14 protein-coding genes and 2 riboswitches are annotated in these 14,874 nt (G+C 65.5%); of the genes, 4 read left to right on the forward strand and 10 right to left on the reverse strand.

What is annotated here, in order from left to right; translation table 11 throughout:
- Positions 1–2: 2 nt before the first annotated feature.
- The 4 genes from PMI15_RS24375 to PMI15_RS11785 all read left to right on the forward strand — a co-directional run bounded on the left by PMI15_RS24375 (position 3) and on the right by PMI15_RS11785 (position 3,282).
- Entirely contained in the window at positions 3–134 is a 132-nt protein-coding gene (locus PMI15_RS24375; RefSeq protein WP_081499599.1) for an L-rhamnose mutarotase, read from the forward strand.
- Positions 135–156: 22 nt separating this feature from the next.
- Positions 157–1,167: a zinc-binding alcohol dehydrogenase family protein gene (locus PMI15_RS11775; protein WP_007868700.1), complete on the forward strand. Its 1,011-nt coding sequence runs from the start codon at positions 157–159 to the stop codon at positions 1,165–1,167.
- A 13-nt stretch (positions 1,168–1,180) separates the two neighbouring features.
- On the forward strand, positions 1,181–2,323 hold the full coding sequence (locus PMI15_RS11780) for a D-mannonate oxidoreductase (RefSeq protein WP_007868701.1): 1,143 nt from the start codon (positions 1,181–1,183) through the stop codon (positions 2,321–2,323).
- A gap of 188 nt (positions 2,324–2,511) precedes the next feature.
- Complete coding sequence (locus tag PMI15_RS11785) at positions 2,512–3,282, forward strand: transglutaminase family protein (protein ID WP_007868702.1); 771 nt, start codon at positions 2,512–2,514, stop codon at positions 3,280–3,282.
- A 15-nt stretch (positions 3,283–3,297) separates the two neighbouring features.
- Here PMI15_RS11785 and PMI15_RS11790 read toward each other — a convergent pair whose 3' ends face one another.
- The 10 genes from PMI15_RS11790 to PMI15_RS11835 form a co-directional block, all read right to left on the reverse strand.
- Complete coding sequence (locus PMI15_RS11790) at positions 3,298–4,065, reverse strand: sulfite exporter TauE/SafE family protein (protein WP_007868703.1); 768 nt, start codon at positions 4,063–4,065, stop codon at positions 3,298–3,300.
- A 14-nt stretch (positions 4,066–4,079) separates the two neighbouring features.
- Positions 4,080–6,974 carry an aminomethyl-transferring glycine dehydrogenase gene (gene gcvP, locus PMI15_RS11795; protein ID WP_007868704.1) on the reverse strand — a complete coding sequence of 965 codons (2,895 nt, stop codon included), beginning with the start codon at positions 6,972–6,974 and terminating at the stop codon, positions 4,080–4,082.
- Positions 6,975–7,029: 55 nt separating this feature from the next.
- Positions 7,030–7,395, reverse strand: coding sequence for a glycine cleavage system protein GcvH (gene gcvH, locus PMI15_RS11800; protein WP_007868705.1), 366 nt, complete (start codon positions 7,393–7,395; stop codon positions 7,030–7,032).
- A 60-nt stretch (positions 7,396–7,455) separates the two neighbouring features.
- Positions 7,456–8,652, reverse strand: a complete 1,197-nt coding sequence (gcvT, locus tag PMI15_RS11805; protein ID WP_081499601.1) for a glycine cleavage system aminomethyltransferase GcvT — start codon at positions 8,650–8,652, stop codon at positions 7,456–7,458.
- A gap of 2 nt (positions 8,653–8,654) precedes the next feature.
- Positions 8,655–8,756, reverse strand: a riboswitch (glycine riboswitch).
- Positions 8,757–8,785: 29 nt separating this feature from the next.
- A riboswitch (glycine riboswitch) is annotated at positions 8,786–8,873 on the reverse strand.
- Positions 8,874–8,887: 14 nt separating this feature from the next.
- Complete coding sequence (locus PMI15_RS11810; RefSeq protein ID WP_007868709.1) at positions 8,888–9,457, reverse strand: hypothetical protein; 570 nt, start codon at positions 9,455–9,457, stop codon at positions 8,888–8,890.
- A 73-nt stretch (positions 9,458–9,530) separates the two neighbouring features.
- Positions 9,531–10,808 carry a TRAP transporter large permease gene (locus tag PMI15_RS11815; protein ID WP_007868711.1) on the reverse strand — a complete coding sequence of 426 codons (1,278 nt, stop codon included), beginning with the start codon at positions 10,806–10,808 and terminating at the stop codon, positions 9,531–9,533.
- Positions 10,805–11,299, reverse strand: coding sequence for a TRAP transporter small permease (locus PMI15_RS11820; protein WP_036838645.1), 495 nt, complete (start codon positions 11,297–11,299; stop codon positions 10,805–10,807). The genes PMI15_RS11815 and PMI15_RS11820 overlap by 4 nt, the downstream gene beginning before the upstream one ends.
- 118 nt (positions 11,300–11,417) lie before the next feature.
- Positions 11,418–12,389 (reverse strand): TRAP transporter substrate-binding protein, encoded by a 972-nt coding sequence (locus tag PMI15_RS11825; RefSeq protein WP_007868715.1) that lies wholly within the window; start codon positions 12,387–12,389, stop codon positions 11,418–11,420.
- Positions 12,390–12,460: 71 nt separating this feature from the next.
- A complete protein-coding gene (denD, locus tag PMI15_RS11830) occupies positions 12,461–13,486 on the reverse strand; it encodes a D-erythronate dehydrogenase (RefSeq protein WP_007868717.1) in 1,026 nt (341 codons plus the stop codon).
- An 89-nt stretch (positions 13,487–13,575) separates the two neighbouring features.
- Positions 13,576–14,874, reverse strand: coding sequence for a TAXI family TRAP transporter solute-binding subunit (locus PMI15_RS11835; RefSeq protein WP_007868725.1), 1,299 nt, complete (start codon positions 14,872–14,874; stop codon positions 13,576–13,578).

The raw sequence follows: 14,874 nt of genomic DNA on the forward strand, positions 1-14,874 counted from the left end.
ACATGGCGGCTATCGCCGCCGATGCACAAACGCAGCGTTGGTGGGCCCTGTGCGGCCCCTGCCAGCGCCCCCTTCAAACCCGCAGCCCGGGCGAGCACTGGGCCGCCATGGAATCCGTATTCCATATTGACTAACCACTTCCACTCAAGGACATCCATGCTGACAGTCATTTGCGAAACTCCCGGCGTGCTGCGCGCGCTCGAAGCGGCCATGCCCATCCGCAACGAAGGCGATGTGCTGCTGCGCATCCGCCGGGTGGGGGTGTGCGGCACCGACCTGCACATCTTCACCGGCACGCAACCCTTCCTGGCCTATCCACGCGTCATGGGCCACGAAGTCGCGGGTACCGTGGAGGAAGCTCCCGCGGGCAGCCCTCTTCAGCCCGGCGACGCCGTCTTCGTCATGCCTTACCTGTCGTGCGGCCGGTGTGTCGCCTGCCGCCAGGGCAAGACCAACTGCTGCGTCCACATCCAGGTACTGGGCGTGCACCGCGACGGCGCCTTCACCGAGTATCTCAACGTACCCGCGCAGTTTGTGCGCAAGGCGGAGGGTGTCTCACTGGACCAGGCCGCCATGGTGGAATTCCTGGCCATTGGTGCCCACGCCGTGCGCCGCGCCGACGTGCAGCCCGGCCAGCGTGTACTGGTGGTCGGGACGGGCCCCATCGGCATGGCCTCCCTGCTGTTCGCCGGCCTGCGTGGCGGCCAGGTCACAGCGCTGGACACGCGAAAGGAGAGGGTGGACTTTTGCAAACAACACCTGGGTGCGCATGCGGGTGTCTTGATCGCCGACAACGACCTGGACCAGCTGCGCGCGCTGACCGATGGAGATTTTTACGATGTCGTTTTCGACGCCACGGGCAACGCAAGGGCCATGGAACGCGGCTTCCAGTTCATTGCCCATGGCGGCAAGTATGTGCTGGTGTCGATAGTGCGGGACAACATCACGTTCGCCGATCCGGAATTTCACAAACGCGAGGCGACGCTGCTGGGCAGCCGCAATGCCACCATGGAGGACTTCGAAACGGTGCTTGAGGCGATGCGCAGCGGCAAGATTCCCACCGCGGCACTCAACACCCATCGCATGGCTCTGGCCGATGTACCCGCCCAGTTCGCCACCCTGCTGGATCCCACGCAGGGCGTGGTCAAGGCGCTGATCGAATGCTAAGCGGAGCCTGCATGTGAGCACGCCCATCCTCCAGTTCGGCACCGGGCGCTTTCTGCAGGCGCATGCGGACCTGTTTGTGTCCCAGGCCCTGGCCCAAGGCCAGGCACTGGGCGGCATTACCGTCGTGCAGAGCACGGACAGCCCGCAGAGCAGCGCGCGCGCCGCGGCCCTGGCACATGGCTACCGCGTGGAATTGCGTGGCATGCAACAGGGCCGGCGTATCGAGGAAACCGTGCAGGTGAACGCGGTGCAGGCCGTCTGGCATGCTCGCCGCGACTGGACGCAATTGCGCGATGCCATGGCCACCAGCGTGCAGGTCATCATCTCCAACACTGCGGATACGGGTTATGCACTGGACGACTCCGACACCGCGGCGCTGCTGCACAGCCCCACGACGGCGCCGCGCAGCTACCCGGCCAAGCTGGTGGCGCTTTTGCATCACCGCTGGCAGCGGCAACCGGAGGCTCCCCTGACGCTGTACCCCTGCGAACTGGTCAGCCGCAACGGCGACACCTTGCGCAAGCTGGTAGCCACGCTGGCGCAGAACTGGGGCGGTGCCCCCGCCTTCCTTCGCTATGTGCTGGAGCACTGCGTGTGGGTCAATTCCCTGGTGGACCGCATCGTGTCGTCCCCACTGGAGCCCGCCGGTGCGGTGGCCGAGCCCTATGCGCTGTGGGCCATCGAGCACCAGCCGCGCATGGTACTTCCTTGCCGCCACCCGGCCTTGGTGGTGACGGATGCACTGGCCCCATTCGAGCAACGCAAGCTCTGGCTGCTGAACCTGGGTCACACGGTATTGGCCGAGCGCTGGCGGCTGATGGGCGGTGCCGCCGACATGACCGTGGTGCAGGCCATGCATACCCCGGCGCTGCGCACCCTGCTGGAGGCCGTGTGGGCCGACGAGGTGCTGCCGGTATTTGACGCCGAGGGCACAGGCCCCGAGGCCCGCGCCTACCTCGCGGAATTGCGCGACCGCCTGCTCAACCCGTTTCTGGAACACCGCCTGGCCGACATTGCCAAAGACCACGCGCAGAAGAAGCTGCGCCGCCTGGCACCCGTGGTAGAGCGCGCCGTGGCGCTGCGACTGCCCATCGCACAGGCCCAGTTGCGCAATGCCTTGGTCGAAACCGGGGGCGCCTTGTGCACGGGCTCATGAAGCGCTGGCTGGCCACGCGCTTTTGATGGCATGCTGCGATGCAACATCCAAGGTCGCGAGCCCTGATGTTTGCCTTCTCTCCGGGGAAGAAGGAGCCAGGCCCTCAGCGCCCGGACGTGGCGCCGAAATTCGCCGAAATTGCGCCTGCGGGGTTACCATGCGTGAACGATTCACTCCGTGGTGGCCCCATGGTGGCACTTGCCGCACAATTCGATCCGCCCCGCCGGCTGAATAAAAGAGTCAGCGACCGGCCGCAGGACTGGCTCGGCACGACGCCGCTGCTGGACCTGGACGACACCAAGCTGCGCCTGAAGGCTCGCGCGCTGGTCCAGCTGTGCCGCACCGACCGGGACAAGGCACTGGCCATCTATCGCTTCGTCAAGCACCTGCCTTATACCAAGCGGGTCAAGCTCCAATACCCGACGGCCCGCGACGTGCTCGAGACGCGCGGAGGCGACGGCGACGACAAGGTGACCCTGCTGATCGCGCTGATGCGCTCCGCCGGCATCCCGGCGCGGGTGCGCTACATGGAGATGAACGGCGAAATGCTGCGCGGCCTGATCCCAAGAGCCACGCCGGCGGCGCGCCCGCTGGCGGAAATCTGGCTGGGCCGTTGGGTGCGCACCGACACCTTCATTTTTGATGCCGAATACGTGGCTGCCGCCCTTGAACACCTCAAAGCGAACGGCTGGGCATGCGGCTGGGGGATACACGTCAACGCCCAGCTTTTGTGGGACGGGAAGAACGACGCCTTCCTGGGCGGCAAGCCCAGCGAGCAGGACCCCATGATCAAGCGGCTTTTGTGCGTGGTCAGCGATCCCCTGGAGCTGGTGTCGGCATCCGTGGGGGGCAGCGGGCTGCGTTACCGCCGGTCGCTGCGGGCCTTGCACTGGAATATGCTGGCGCCCACCATGATAAAAGCCATTCGCGAGTTGCGGGCCAGCTCCCGTTCCTCTTGAAATGACATGCGCCGCCTACCCGATTCGCCGCAACAACTCCGGCACCGATGAGACCAGCATGGCCAGGCCGGAGCAGGTCAGCAGGCTCAGCACCAGCCTGCGAAAGGCCAGGTCGCTGATACCCGTGTAAAGCCGTCCGCCCAGCCAGGCCGCAATGAGCGCCGCGGGCGCCACGATGGCCAGCATGGGCAGCGTCTCGCGGGTGACCAGGCCGGCCGCTCCGTAGCTGGCCATGGTGGCGGTCAGTACCGCCAGGTTGAAGTTCTGGATGACGGCGCGCTGGTCCGCTTTGTCGTAGCCCCGCAGGGTGCACCACAGCGTCGGAATGACGCCGCTGAAGCCGCCCAAGGCACCCATGAAACCGCCGGTGGCGCCTGCCGCGCCGTCGGCAATGCGCCCTCCATGGTGAATGCGCGGAAGCTTGCCCGAAAACAGCATGGCCGGGCACCATGCCGCCAGCAGCACGCCGAGAAACAGCTTGAACAACTGGACGTCAAGCTGCGGCAACAGCAGCAAACCCAGGGGCAGCCCGAGCAGGCCGCCTGCCAGAAACGGCAGCAGGCGCTTCCAGTCGGTGTTGCGGCTGACCGTGAAGGCCGCCATGAGCTGGCCTGCCAGCCCGCCGAACACCGCCATGACGGCCGCCAGTTTCGGGTCGATGGCCCAGGCCCAGAAAGACATGGCGACCAGGCTGAAGCCAAAGCCCGACAGGCCCTGGACAAAGCCCGCCGCCGCCGCGCCCACGACGATCAGGACGATCTGGGCGTCAGAACCTGCCAACACAGTGTTGACAGGTCCTAGGCGTAATCGCTCACCGGCACGCAGCTGCAGAACAGGTTGCGATCGCCGTAGACGTTGTCGACCCGGCCCACGGGCGGCCAGTACTTCACCTGCTTGAGCGAGGCCAGCGGGAAACCGCCGGTTTCGCGCGAGTAAGGCCTGTCCCAGTCGGCGCCCAGCAGGCTGGCCGCGGTATGCGGTGCGTGCTTGAGCGGGTTGTTGTCCTGCGGCCACTGGCCGGCTTCCACTTTGCGGATCTCGTCGCGTATCGCGATCATCGCGTCGATGAAGCGGTCCAGCTCGGCCAGGGTTTCGCTTTCGGTGGGTTCCACCATCAGCGTGCCGGGTACGGGAAAGCTCAGCGTGGGTGCATGGAAGCCGTAGTCCATCAGGCGCTTGGCCACGTCCTCGGCGCTGACGCCGCTGGTGTCTTTCAGCGGGCGCAGGTCCAGGATGCACTCGTGGGCCACGTGGCCGTTTTCGCTGGCGTACAGCGTCGGGTAGTGATCCTTCAGGCGCGAGCTGATGTAGTTGGCGCTCAGGATGGCGACCTCGGTCGCCTGCGTCAGGCCCTCGGGGCCCATCATGCGGCAGTACATCCAGCTGATGGGCAGCACCGCGGCATTGCCCAAAGGCGCTGCCGAGACGGCGCCCACGCCGTTGCCGGGAATGCCCGCCGTCGCGTGGCCGGGCAGGTAGGGCACCAGGTCGGCCACCACGCAGACCGGGCCCACGCCCGGGCCGCCGCCGCCGTGCGGGATGCAGAAGGTCTTGTGCAGGTTCAGGTGGCTCACGTCGCCGCCGAACTCGCCGGGCGCGGCCACGCCGACCAGTGCGTTCATGTTGGCGCCGTCCACGTAGACACGGCCGCCGTGGCTGTGCACCATGGCGCAGAGCTCTTTCACCTGGGTTTCAAACACGCCGTGCGTGCTCGGGTAGGTGATCATCACGCAGGCCAGCTTGTCGCTGTGCTGTTCGCATTTGGCCTTGAGGTCGGCCATGTCGACGTTGCCGCGCGCGTCGCAGGCGGTCACGACCACGCTCATGCCCACCATCTGCGCGCTGGCCGGGTTGGTGCCGTGGGCCGAGGACGGGATCAGGCAGATGTTGCGGTGGCCCTGGCCCTTGGCTTCGTGGAAGGCCTTGATGGCCAGCAGGCCCGCGTACTCGCCCTGCGAGCCGGCGTTGGGCTGCAGGCTGATGCCGGCATAGCCGGTGGCCTGGCACAGCCAGTCGCGCAACTGCTTGTCGAGCTCGGCATAGCCTTGCAGCTGGTCGGCGGGCGCGAAGGGATGGATGTTGGCGAACTCGGGCCAGGTGATGGGGATCATCTCGCTGGTCGCGTTGAGCTTCATGGTGCAGCTGCCCAGCGGGATCATGCTGCGGTCCAGCGCCAGGTCCTTGTCGCTGAGCATGCGGATGTAGCGCAGCATGCCGGTTTCGGAATGGTGGGTGTTGAACACCGGATGCGTGAGGAAAGGTGTTGCGCGGCGCAACTCGGTGGGGATGAGTGATTCCACGCCTTTTTCGAAGGCGCTGACCACGGGAATCGTCTGGCCGGGCTTGGCGAAGAAGGACCAGAGCAGTTCGATGTCCTTGCGGCTGGTGGTTTCGTCCAGAGACACGCCCAGGTGGTTGTTCAGGCGAAAGCGCAGGTTGGCGCCGGCCTGGCGCGCGCGCTCGGCAATCGCATTGGTCGCGTCGCCGGTCTTCACGGTCACGGAGTCGAAGGCGCCGGTGTTGGTGATTTCGTAGCCCAGCTCCTGCAGGCCGCGCACAAAGACGGCGGTGTAGGCCGCCACGCGCTCGGCGATGCGCTTGAGGCCCTGCGGGCCGTGGTAGACGGCATACATGCTGGCGATGACGGCCGGCAGCACCTGCGCGGTACAGATGTTGGAGGTGGCTTTTTCGCGGCGTATGTGCTGCTCGCGCGTCTGCAGCGCGAGGCGGTAGGTCGGGTTGCCGTGGCTGTCGACGCTGACGCCGACCAGGCGGCCCGGCAACGAGCGCTTGAATTCGTCTCGGCAGGCGAGGTAGGCCGCGTGTGGGCCGCCGTTGCCCATGGGCATGCCGAAGCGCTGGGTGTTGCCCAGCACGATGTCGGCGTCCCATTCGCCGGGCGGCGTCAGCAAGGTGAGCGCCAGCAGGTCGGCCGCGACGCACAGGGCCGCGCCGTCCACGTGGGCCTGGCCCGCGAGCGGGCGCAGGTCATGGATGCTGCCGGTGGTGGCCGGGTACTGGGCCAGCACGCCGAAGTAGTCGCCCTCGGCCATCAGCTGCGGCACCGTGACGGCCGCCGTGCTGACCTTGACCGTGATGCCCAGCGGTTTGGCGCGGGTCTGTATCACTTCGATGGTTTGCGGATGGCAGTCGCCCGCCACGATGAAGACATTGCTCTTGCTTTTGACGCTGCGCTTGGCCAGTGTCATGGCTTCGGCGGCGGCCGTGGCCTCGTCGAGCATGGAGGCGTTGGCGATGGGCATGCCGGTCAGGTCGCAGACCATGGTCTGGAAATTGATCAGCGCTTCCATGCGGCCCTGCGAGATCTCGGCCTGGTAAGGCGTGTAGGCGGTGTACCAGGCGGGGTTCTCGAGGATGTTGCGCAGGATCACGCCCGGCGTGTAGGTGCCGTAGTAGCCCTGGCCTATGAAGTTCTTGAATACCTTGTTCTTGGCCGCGATGGCCTTGAGCTGCTTGAGCGCAGCGGCTTCCGTCACCGGGGCCGGGATGGCCATGGGCGTGCTGCGCGCGATGGAGCGCGGAACAATGCCTTCGACCAGTTCGCGGCGCGAGGCCGAGCCCACGACGCCGAGCATGTGGACTTCGTCGGTTTCGTCGATGCCGATGTGGCGGGCGATGAATTCGGAAGGGTTTTCAAGGTCGCCCAGGGGCTTGGCGGTTTGCATCAACATGTCGGGTTCCGTGTCGGGCTTGGCAGCAGGAGTCAGAAAAAAGTCGGCCGGGAAATCAGGCGGCGAAGGCGGTGTAGCGGGTTTCGTCCATCAGCGCATCGAGCTGCGAAGGATCGGACAGCTTGATCTTGAAGAACCAGCCGGCGCCCATGGGGTCGCTGTTGGCCAGGGACGGGTCGTCCTTCAGGGCTTCGTTGATGGCGGTCACTTCGCCGCTTACGGGCATGTAGACGTCGGCGGCGGCTTTCACCGATTCGACCACGCCGGCGGTTTCCTTTTGCGCGAAGCTCGTGCCCACGGCGGGCAGGTCCACAAACACCACATCGCCCAGCGCGTCCTGCGCATGCACGGTGATGCCGACGGTGGCGGTGTCGCCTTCAATCTTGAGCCATTCGTGGTCTTCGGTGTATTTGACGGTCATGAGAATCTCCGGAGGGGTTGAGGGGTGGGGAAAGAAGGCTTTAGCCGCGCTTAACCACGGTTATCCGCGGTAGTAACGGTTGGGGACAAAAGGCATGGCCGCGACCTCCATGGGCACGGCCTTGCCGCGCACGATGGCGTTCACGCGTGTGCCCAGGGCGGCGAATTCGGGTTTCACATAGCCCATGGCCACCGGCTGGTTGATGGTCGGGCCCAGCAGGCCGCTGGTGACTTCGCCAATCTTTGTGCCGTCGGTGCTTTGCAGTTCCGTGTGGTCGCGCACGGGAACGCGCTCCAGCGCCACCAGTCCCACGCGTTTGCGCGCCAGCGTGGCGGGGTCGGCCAGCTGGGCCAGGATTTTGTCCGCGCCGGGGAATCCCCCCGCGCGTGCGCCGCCCGTGCGCCGCACTTTCTGCAGGGCCCAGTTGAGGCTGGCTTCCACCGGCGTGGTGGTGGTGTCGATGTCGTTGCCGTAGAGGCAGAGGCCCGCTTCCAGGCGCAGCGAGTTGCGTGCGCCCAGGCCTATGGGCTTGACCTCGGGCTGGGCGAGCAGCGCGCGCGCCAGCGTCTCGGCCTGCGAACCGTGCACGGAAATCTCAAAACCGTCTTCGCCGGTGTAGCCGCTGCGGGTGAGGAAACAGTCGCAGCCGGCCACCGTGAAGCGCCCGCCGGTCATGAACACCAATTTTTCGACACCGGGCGCCAGGCGCTGCAGCGCGGTGACGGCCTGTGGGCCCTGCAGCGCCAGCAGCGCCATCTCGGGCATGGGGATGACTTGGCAGCGCGCGCCGATTTTTGCCTGGATGTGCGCGATGTCGCCCACCTTGCAGGCGCCGTTGACGATGACAAACAGGTCGCCGCCGTTCGCGTAGTCGCGGTTGAAGAACATCAGGTCGTCGATGATGCCGCCTTCGTCATTGAGCAGCAGGCCGTAGCGCTGCTTGCCGGCGGGCAGGTCCAGCACATCGACCGGGATCAGCGATTCAAGCGCCGCCGCGGCGTCGGCGCCCACCAGGCGCAGCTGGCCCATGTGGGAGACGTCAAAAAGGCCGGCGGCCTGGCGTGTGTGGTGGTGCTCGGCCATCAGGCCCGCGGGGTATTGCACCGGCATGGAATAGCCCGCGAAAGGCACCATGCGCGCGCCCAATTCCACATGCAGCGCGTGCAGCGGCGTTTTCAGCAGGGTTTCAGGGGCGGCGGAAGAGGTGGACGAATCGGACAAGGCATTCTCCGGGGGGCAAACAGGTTCTGGATCCATGAGTTGCCCCTGCTGTCCACTTTACCTGAGAGATTCGCCCGGCGATGCGGGTTTGCTCCTTCGGTGGGCCGTCTTTGCGGCGGCCTCTCTCCAGTAGGGAACGCCCTGCCGCGTGGTGCGCCGCAGGGCGGTTGCCAGTCCTTTTGCCTGAGCGTTCAGTGCACCAAAAGGGGGTGTACGTGCGCCTTCGGCGGTTTTCCCGGGGAAAACTCTCTCCTGACCCGGCAAGTGTAACTTAGGCCGCTATATCTATGTACTGCGGCAGCAGCATGGCGATGCGCTCGCTGATGGAGTCGGCGCGCTCGTGGCCCGCGATCTTCTCGATTTCCTCGATCATGTCGCGTGAAGCCGTGAGCATGCTCTCGCGGTCCTTGGCATTGCGCAGCGCTTCGCGAAAGCGCTCAGCCATCTCGGGGTTGCGGCGGGCGAACATGCGCTCGCAGATGTCAAAGAGGAACATGCGCGTCGTGGCGAGCGAGCGCTTGCCCTCAAACTGGTCGGCCGAGACCTGGATGGCCTGGGTGGTTTCGGGGCTGGGGAAGTTCTGCAGCTGGGCCGGCGTGGGTTTGGGTGGGGGAACTGGTGCCGCGGCGGGCGCGGACGTTTTACCCGGATGCGCCTCCAGAAAGCCTTCGCGCAGGAGGCGCAGGGCGATCGCTTCGCCGTCGCCGTCAAACAACGGCCGGAAATCCTGGGCGGATTTGCTGCCGTCGGCCATCAGCAGCAGGGTGCGCTCGCGCTGGCCAAGCGTTCTCACGCCGGGCCTGAGCTCGGCGCGGGCGCGGTCGGTTTTGTGGAGCTGCATGGATTTCATCCTCCAATGAATGCCAGAGCATGGCCTGCGCAGATGACAGGCGCGTGAAACCCCGCCTGAAAAACTATTTCGCGTAGACCAGGTCGCGCAGGCCCAGCGAAAGCTGCGGGACGTAAGTGATCACCATCAGGCAGGCCAGGATGACCAGGACAAAGGGAACCAGGTGGGTCACGATGCGGTCCAACGATATCCTGGCGACGGTGCAGGCCGCGAACAGGTTCACGCCGAAAGGCGGTGTGATCATGCCCAGCGCGAGGTTGACCACCATCACCAGCCCGAAGTGCACCGGGTCTATGCCGAAATGCACGGCCACCGGCGCCAGGATGGGTGCCAGCACGATGATGGCGGCGCTGGTCTCTATGAACATGCCGATGATGAACAGCGCCGCGTTGACACCCAGCAGGAAGAGGGCGGGCGACTGCAGCACGGCTTCCAGCCAGTGGCCGATGGCATCCGGCACGCCGGCCCGGGTGATCAAAAAGGCGAACAGCCCGGCGTTGGCGATGATGAACATGATCACGGCGCTGGAGAGCACCGACTTGCGCAGGATGGCGTAGAGGTCGGCCGGCTTGATTTCACGGTAGATCACGACGCCGACGACCAGCGCGTAGAACACCGCCACCGCGGACGCCTCGGTCGGCGTGAAAATCCCGCCGTAAATGCCGCCCAGGATGATCACCGGCATCAGCAGCGCCCAGCCCGCCTGCCAGGTTGCCTTGCCGAAGCCCAGGCGGCCGTCGCCATCATGCTTGCCCCAGCCCTTCCAGCGGCAGTACAGGTGCACGAACAGCATCAGGGCGAAGCCGATCAGCAAGCCCGGGCCGAAGCCGGCGATAAAGAGTTCGCCGATGGAGACCTCGGCGCTCACGCCGTAAAGAATCATGGGAATGGACGGCGGGATGATCACGCCCAATTCCGCGCTGGTGGCTTGCAGGGCCGCGGCGTAGGCGGTGGGGTAACCGTGCTTGATGAGCGCCGGTATCAGGATGGCGCCTATGGCAAACGTCGTGGCCACCGACGAGCCGGACACGGCCGCGAAAATCATGCAGGTCAGCACGCAGGTCATGGGCAAGCCGCCCTGGACGCCGCCCACAATGCTCTTGGCGAATTCGACCAGCCTGCGCGAGATGCCGCCGGTCTCCATCAGGTTGCCGGCCAGGATGAAGAAAGGGATGGCGGCCAGCGGAAACTTGTTGATGGAAGAGAACATCTCCTTGACGGAGATCAGCATGTTGGCGTTGGACGCCTGGATGCCGAAGATGGAGGCCAGGCCAATGGACACGGCCACGGAGACGGTGAGCGCAAAGCACAACACCATGGTTGAAATCATCACCGCAGTCATTGCGCCGTCTCCAGTTCGTTGCGCTGCGGGTCGATCAGGTTGCCGATGATGCCGACCACGGCAAACATGCCGCCCACGGGCATGGCCACGTAACCCCAGAACATCGAGATGGCCTCCAGGCCCGCCATGGACTGCACCCGTCCGCGCAGTGAATAGTCCCAACCCCACCAGACGATCACAGCGATCAGCGCCAGGGCGGCGAGGCAGACCAGCCAGTCCAGCACACGCCGCACGCGCGGCGGGCTCCAGCGGTAGAGCACGTCCACGCTGACCATGGCGCCTTGCCGGAAAGCCATCGGGATGCCCATGAACACCATCCAGATCAGGCTCAGGCGGATCAGGATTTCGCTCCACTCGGCGGGCTGCTCAAGAACAAAGCGCGTGACGATCTGGAACATTCCGAGCGCCGAGGCGATGACCAGCATCAGGCAGGCCACCAGCATGGAAAAGCCGGTGGTCCATCGTTCAAGTTTGAGGAAAGCTTGTTTCATGAGAGGGCCGATGGATAGGGGAAGGTAGATGGAAAACGCCCGCCAGTACGATGCCTGCGGGCGTATTCAGCGACACCGGATGCTGCAAACCGTGGCGAAAACCGCAGCCTGCGCACCCTTACTTGTAGTTGCGGATCGCGTCGATGTTGGCCTTGCCGAACTGCTTTTCGAATTCGGCATTGACGGGCGCCAGCGTGGCCACGAACCTGGCTTTGTCGACGTTCTCGATCACGGTCATGCCCTTGGCGCGCAGATCGGCCACTCCGTTGGCGTCGTCCTGGTCGACGCGGGCGCGGTTGGCTTTGGTCGCTTCCTTGGCCGCGTCGATGAAGGCCGTTTTGTCGGCGGCGCTGAGCTTGTCGAAGGAGGCTTTGTTCATCAGGAAAATGCAGGGCGAATACACGTGGCCGGTCAGCGACAGGTGCTTTTGCACCTGGTCGAACTTGGCGGACATGATCACCGACAGGGGATTTTCCTGGCCGTCGACGGTGCCTTGCTGCAGCGCGGTGAACACCTCAGGGAAGGCCATGGGCGTGGTGATGATGCCCAGGCCTTTGTAGGCCGCGATGTGCACCGGATTTTCCATGGTGCGCATCTTCAGCCCCTTCAGGTCTTCCGGCAGCTTCACGTCGCGCTTGCTGTTGGTCATGTGGCGAAAGCCGTTCTCGGCCCAGGCCAGCGCCTTGAAGCCCTTGGCGTCGAATTTGGTCAGCAGGTCCTGGCCGATGGGGCCGTCGAGCACGGCGCGCGCATGCGCCTTGTCGCGAAACAGGAAGGGCACGTCGAGGATTTTGGTCTCGGGCACGAAGTTGGGCACCGGGCCGGTGGACGAGAAGGCCAGTTCCTGGGTACCCAGTTGCACGGCCTCGATGGATTCGCGCTCGCCGCCCAGTGCGCCGTTGTAGAAGGTCTGGATCTTGTAGCGGCCGGCTGTGCGTTTCTCGACTTCCCTGGCGAAGGTATCGATCGCAACACCCTGGTGCGAGTTCTGGGCTGTGGAAATGCTGATGCGCATGGTGCTTTGCGCGCTCACCGATGCGATGATTCCCAGGCCCAAAGCCATGCCGACCAGCAGTTTTGAAATTTTCATGGTGTCTCCAAATAATCGTTGTGTTTAGAAAATCCGCGACTGCGATATGCAGCCAGCCGTATGCACACCTATTATTGCGTCATCGCCTCGGGCGCGATGCGCGGGTTTTCGCTTAAGTGCGCAGCGATGATGCTGTCAAAGTCCTTGTCGGGCAAGAGGCCCAGGCCCCGGGCCCGCGCCGCGTCTATGGTGGCCGGCCAGCTCGTCACGATGCCGGCGACGGCCGGGTCGGATGTCCAGTCGATCAGGCTGGAGGCCTCTTTGCCGGCCACGCGTTCGAGTGCCGCGGCCATCTCGCCCACGGTGGTTTTCAGCGCCGGCAGATTGACGGCCGTGCGCGCGCCCCATTCGGCGTCGCCGGCTTCGGCCGCGCGTACCAGCCCTTCAATCGTTCGCGCGGGGGACGACAGGGCCACGGCGGTGTCGGGCGGCACCGGGCAGGCTGCGCGCAGGCCCGCCAGCGGCTCGCGGATCATGCCGCTCAGAAAGCTGGAGGCCGCGCCGTTGGGTTTGCCCGGACGCACGCTGACGGTCATCAGCCGCACGTTGCGCCCGCGTATGAAACCTTTGCGCGCATAGTCCGCCACCAGCTGCTCGCCGATGAATTTCTGGATGCCATAGCTGTTCTGCGGCGTAGGCAGCGTCCTGTCGTCAATCACCGGCGGCAAGGGCTGCGCCGGCGAGTTGCCGAACACCGCGAGCGAGCTCGCGAACACCACGGTGGGCGAGGTGCCCAGCGTGCGGCAGGCCTGCAGCAGCGCGCGCGTGGCATCGACGTTGCTGTGCATGCCGAGGTCGAAGTCGGCCTCGCATTCGCCGCTGACGGCGGCGGCGAGGTGAAAGACGAGGGCGTCGTCGGTGCGCACGACCTGTAATGTTTTATCGCTGGCTTCGAGGAGCTGGTTGAGGTCGCCGACGACTGCGCGCACTCGTCCGTCCGCAGTCAGTGTGGCGGGTGGGGCAACCCGGTCGACCAGTGTGAGGGTCTTGATGGTTTGCGGCGCGCCACCTGCTAGGGAAAGCTTCCCTTGTTCAAGCAGCTGGCGAGCCAGCCTGGCTCCCAGGAATCCGGCGCCGCCGGTGATGACGATGTTCATAGGAACGTTTGCCTCAGTCTCTGTTGTTATCCACCGCAGCCTGTTGCCCGGTGGGTTTCGCAGTTTAGTGCGAACGGCGTTTTCGCGCCTTAGCGCGCCCTGAGCTTGAGCAACCGGTCGCTCGCTGCAGCCATGTGCTCGCGCAAGGTATACCAGCGCTCGGAAAATTCGTCGGGCAGATCCAGCGACACCACCTGCCGCTCTATGTTGTCCAGCCGTTCCAGCAGCCGCCGCAGCGCCACGGGGTTGTCGGCGGCGACGCTGTCCATCTCGCTCTCGAGGAATTTGAGGTCGCCGTAAAAATGGTTCAGGGCGGAGTTGATGCGCCAGTCGAACAGCCTGGGGATCCAGGCCAGCATCAACAGCGCGATGCCCAGCAGCGGCAGGATGGCGTAGAAGACCAGCTCGGCGTACTGGGCCGTGCGGTAGGGCAGCAGGGTTTCCATCCAGGGGCGCGCGCCCAGGCTGTAGCCGCGGGCCGTGGCGGAGAGCGGAAAGTCGCTGCCGCGAAAACTCGGGAACTGGCCGTGGCGCTGCAAAAAGTTCGGTATCTCGTGGATCTCGACGGCGGCGTCCAGCAGGGCGCGCTGCAGGGCAGGGTGCACGTCCTGCCTCACCAGCAGGTGGGTTTGCAGGCTCATCAGCGTGAGGTCCTTGGGCGGGATGTCGCCGCGCAGCTCGATCGCACCCTGCGGCAGCAGCAGCGGCTGCAGCCGCGGGTTCTGGGCGGCCAGCGCGCCCGCGTGTTCGACACCCAGCAGCTGGATGCCGCTGCTGCGCGTGAGTAATTGCACGGCCTGCGAGTCATCACCGGCGACATGGAACACCAGGTCGACCTTGCCGTCGATCAGCGCGTTGGCGGCCGCCACGCCGGCGCTGCTGTCGAACTGCACGTCCGCGGGCCGCACGCCGGCGTGCGCCAGCATCAGCCTGGCCGCCATGAAGGATGAGGACGAGGTTGGCCCCGCCGCGATGCGCAAGCCCCTGGCCTGCGCCAGCGACAAAGGCCCGCCCGTGGTGGAAAAAACCCACACCGGCTCCTGGCCCACGACGGCCAGCGCCTGCACCCCGGTGTCGGCGCCGGCATAAATGCCCTGGGCAAAACCAATGCTGGTGGCGTCACCCGGCCGGCCCAGCCGCTCCAGCGAGCCTTTTTGCGTGTCCGAATACACGAGTTCGGCGCGCACGCCCATGCGCTCGAGCTGCTCGGCATAGCGCTGCGCCAGCATGGAGTAGCCGTCCTGCGGCGAACCCGCGCCTATGACCACTTCGGCGGGCGGCAGCACTTTCCATCGGGTGGCCGACCACCACAAGGCCAGGGCCGTGCACAGCAGCACCGGCAGATAGAACAGCCACCAGCGCCGGCGGTACAGCAACAGCAGTTTCAT

Source organism: Polaromonas sp. CF318 (assembly GCF_000282655.1).
Taxonomy (GTDB): Bacteria; Pseudomonadota; Gammaproteobacteria; order Burkholderiales; family Burkholderiaceae_C; genus Polaromonas.

Bases quoted from the DNA above. Each gene is read 5' to 3' on its own strand.
- PMI15_RS24375 (WP_081499599.1), top strand. From the start codon at position 3: ATGGCGGCTATCGCCGCCGATGCACAAACGCAGCGTTGGTGGGCCCTG.
- gcvT (WP_081499601.1), bottom strand. From the start codon at position 8,652: ATGGATCCAGAACCTGTTTGCCCCCCGGAGAATGCCTTGTCCGATTCG.
- denD (WP_007868717.1), bottom strand. From the start codon at position 13,486: ATGAACATCGTCATCACCGGCGGCGCCGGATTCCTGGGAGCCAGGCTG.
- PMI15_RS11825 (WP_007868715.1), bottom strand. From the start codon at position 12,389: ATGAAAATTTCAAAACTGCTGGTCGGCATGGCTTTGGGCCTGGGAATC.
- PMI15_RS11775 (WP_007868700.1), top strand. From the start codon at position 157: ATGCTGACAGTCATTTGCGAAACTCCCGGCGTGCTGCGCGCGCTCGAA.
- PMI15_RS11785 (WP_007868702.1), top strand. From the start codon at position 2,512: ATGGTGGCACTTGCCGCACAATTCGATCCGCCCCGCCGGCTGAATAAA.
- PMI15_RS11815 (WP_007868711.1), bottom strand. From the start codon at position 10,808: ATGACTGCGGTGATGATTTCAACCATGGTGTTGTGCTTTGCGCTCACC.
- PMI15_RS11810 (WP_007868709.1), bottom strand. From the start codon at position 9,457: ATGCAGCTCCACAAAACCGACCGCGCCCGCGCCGAGCTCAGGCCCGGC.
- gcvH (WP_007868705.1), bottom strand. From the start codon at position 7,395: ATGACCGTCAAATACACCGAAGACCACGAATGGCTCAAGATTGAAGGC.
- PMI15_RS11820 (WP_036838645.1), bottom strand. From the start codon at position 11,299: ATGAAACAAGCTTTCCTCAAACTTGAACGATGGACCACCGGCTTTTCC.
- gcvP (WP_007868704.1), bottom strand. From the start codon at position 6,974: ATGTTGATGCAAACCGCCAAGCCCCTGGGCGACCTTGAAAACCCTTCC.
- PMI15_RS11835 (WP_007868725.1), bottom strand. From the start codon at position 14,874: ATGAAACTGCTGTTGCTGTACCGCCGGCGCTGGTGGCTGTTCTATCTG.